Here is a 3,236-nt window from a genome sequence, read left to right on the forward strand (position 1 = left end):
TAGTCCTATAGCTCAGTTGGTTAGAGCGCTACACTGATAATGTAGAGGTCGGCAGTTCAACTCTGCCTGGGACTACTCCGAAACTCTTTTGGGGGATTAGCTCAGCTGGCTAGAGCATCTGCCTTGCACGCAGAGGGTCAACGGTTCGAATCCGTTATTCTCCACAGTCTCTGAAAAGAGAAACGATCTTTGACATGATGTAACCAAAAAGTAAAAATTTTAGTAAAGAGCTAAAAGTATATAATCGAACCGTACGTTCTTGACGTATCAAGACTGTGTAACCAGTCCTCCATACGGAAAGAAGTCAGTTTGGAAGAAAGTAAGCAAGGGCGCATGGCGGATGCCTTGGCTCTCGGAGGCGATGAAGGACGTGATAAGCTGCGATAAGCTTCGGGAAGGTGCAAATAACCATTGATCCGAAGATTTCCGAATGGGACAACCCGGCATTCTGAAGGAATGTCATCCAACTAAGTTGGAAGCTAACGCAGGGAACTGAAACATCTTAGTACCTGCAGGAAAAGAAAATAATAATGATTCCCCAAGTAGTGGCGAGCGAACGGGGATTAGCCCAAACCAATTTTGTTACGGCAAAATTGGGGTTGTAGGACCACGATATCGCAAGAAATTTGGTGAGAAGAATTCTTTGGAAAATGAAACCATAGAGGGTGATAGTCCCGTATTCGAAGCCAAACGAAGCGTAGTGGTATCCTGAGTAGCGCGGGACACGAGAAATCTTGCGTGAATCCGCCGGGACCATCCGGTAAGGCTAAATACTCCCGAGAGACCGATAGCGAACCAGTACTGTGAAGGAAAGGTGAAAAGCACTTCGAACAGAAGAGTGAAATAGTCCCTGAAACCATGCGCCTACAAGCGGTCGGAGCAGCGTAAGTTGTGACGGCGTGCCTTTTGCATAATGAACCTACGAGTTACTTTTTCCGGCAAGGTTAAGCATCTTGAGATGCGCAGCCGAAGCGAAAGCGAGTCTGAACAGGGCGATAAGTCGGAAGGAGTAGACGCGAAACCAAGTGATCTACCCTTGGTCAGGTTGAAGGTTAGGTAACACTAACTGGAGGACCGAACCGATAAGCGTTGAAAAGCTTCCGGATGAACTGAGGGTGGGGGTGAAAGGCTAATCAAACTTGGAGATAGCTCGTACTCCCCGAAATGCATTTAGGTGCAGCCTTGTGAGTTACTAATGTGAGGTAGAGCGACTGATAAGATGCGAGGGCTTCACCGCCTATCAAGTCTTGATAAACTCCGAATGCGCATTAGTCCTATCACAGGAGTGAGGGCATGGGTGCTAAGGTCCATGTCCTAAAGGAGAAGAATCCGGACCATCAGCTAAGGTCCCGAAATAATTGCTAAGTTGAACTAACGAAGTCAGATTGCTAAGACAGCTAGGATGTTGGCTTGGAAGCAGCCATTCATTTAAAGAGTGCGTAACAGCTCACTAGTCGAGGAGTTTGGCGTGGATAATAATCGGGCATCAAGCAATTTACCGAAGCTATGGGATGTGTAAACATCGGTAGGGGAGCATTCCACTCCGCGTTGAAGGTGAAGCGTGAGCTTTTCTGGAGCGTGTGGAAAAGCAAATGTAGGTATAAGTAACGATAAAGGGGGTGAGAAACCCCCTCGCCGAAAGACTAAGGTTTCCTGATCAACGCTAATCGGATCAGGGTTAGTCGGGTCCTAAGGCTCAGCCGAACGGTGATGCCGATGGCAGAACAGGTTAATATTCCTGTACTACCTGACGGAGTGACGTGGAGACGGAGTCGTGACAACGCCGCGGACTGACGGAATAGTCCGTTGAAGGGTGTAGATGTTGATCTTTGCAGGCAAATCCACAAAGAGAGTCGAACCTGATAGTATACCAATTCCTTCGGGAAACGGTAATAGCGCGTGTAATCATACTCCCAAGAAAATCCGCTAAACTTAATCCTTCAGGTACCCGTACCGCAAACGGACACACGTAGTCGGGTTGAATATACTAAGGCGCTTGAGTGATTCACGGTTAAGGAACTAGGCAAACTGACCCTGTAACTTCGGGATAAAGGGTCCCTACGGCGACGTAGGGCGCAGAGAATAGGTCCAGGCAACTGTTTAACAAAAACACAGGGCTGTGCCAAATTGAAAGATCACGTATACAGCCTGACACCTGCCCGGTGCTGGAAGGTTAAGAGGAGATGTCATCGCAAGAGAAGCATTGAATTGAAGCCCCAGTAAACGGCGGCCGTAACTATAACGGTCCTAAGGTAGCGAAATTCCTTGTCGGGTAAGTTCCGACCTGCACGAATGGTGTAATGATCTGGACACTGTCTCAACCGTGAGCTCAGTGAAATTGTAGTATCGGTGAAGATGCCGATTACCCGCGATGGGACGAAAAGACCCCGTGAACCTTTACTATAGCTTAACATTGAATTTGGGTAATTGATGTGTAGGATAGGCCGGAGACTTTGAAGCGCAGACGCCAGTTTGTGTGGAGTCGCTGTTGAAATACGGCCCTTTGATTATTTGAGTTCTAACTCCTGGACAGGAGGACACTGTTTGGTGGGTAGTTTGACTGGGGTGGTCGCCTCCAAAAGTGTAACGGAGGCTTCTAAAGGTGCCCTCATGACGATTGGTAACCGTCAGTAGAGTGTAATGGCATAAGGGCGCTTGACTGGGAGACATACACGTCGATCAGGTAGGAAACTAGAGCATAGTGATCCGGTGTTTCCGCATGGAAGGGACATCGCTCAAAGGATAAAAGGTACTCCGGGGATAACAGGCTGATCCCTCCCAAGAGCTCATATCGACGGAGGGGTTTGGCACCTCGATGTCGGCTCGTCACATCCTGGGGCTGGAGAAGGTCCCAAGGGTTGGGCTGTTCGCCCATTAAAGTGGCACGCGAGCTGGGTTCAGAACGTCGTGAGACAGTTCGGTCTCTATCTATCGTGGGCGTATGAAATTTGCGTGGCTCTGACACTAGTACGAGAGGACCGTGTTGGACCGACCTCTGGTTTACCAGTTGTGCCGCCAGGTGCATCGCTGGGTATCTAAGTCGGGATTGGATAAGTGCTGAAAGCATCTAAGTACGAAGCCAGCCACAAGATTAGATTTCTTAGGGTCGTCAAAGACGATGACGTTGATAGGATGCAGGTGTACAGGTGGTAACATCATAGCCGAGCATTACTAATTGCCCGTTCACTTTCTTTCAGCTTTGTACCGTTTGTTTATATACGTTTAGCGGATTACTG

General features: G+C 48.5%; 2 tRNA genes and 1 rRNA gene. All 3 read left to right on the forward strand.

Annotated elements, in window-relative coordinates:
• Position 1: 1 nt before the first annotated feature.
• The 3 genes from NSB03_RS20225 to NSB03_RS20235 all read left to right on the forward strand — a co-directional run bounded on the left by NSB03_RS20225 (position 2) and on the right by NSB03_RS20235 (position 3,195).
• A tRNA-Ile gene (locus tag NSB03_RS20225) sits at positions 2-75 on the forward strand.
• A gap of 15 nt (positions 76-90) precedes the next feature.
• Positions 91-164: transfer RNA gene (locus NSB03_RS20230), tRNA-Ala, on the forward strand.
• A gap of 149 nt (positions 165-313) precedes the next feature.
• Positions 314-3,195, forward strand: a 23S ribosomal RNA gene (locus NSB03_RS20235).
• The last annotated feature ends 41 nt before the right edge of the window (positions 3,196-3,236 follow it).

It is taken from the genome of Bacteroides acidifaciens, from assembly GCF_024623065.1.
Lineage (GTDB): Bacteria > Bacteroidota > Bacteroidia > Bacteroidales > Bacteroidaceae > Bacteroides > Bacteroides acidifaciens.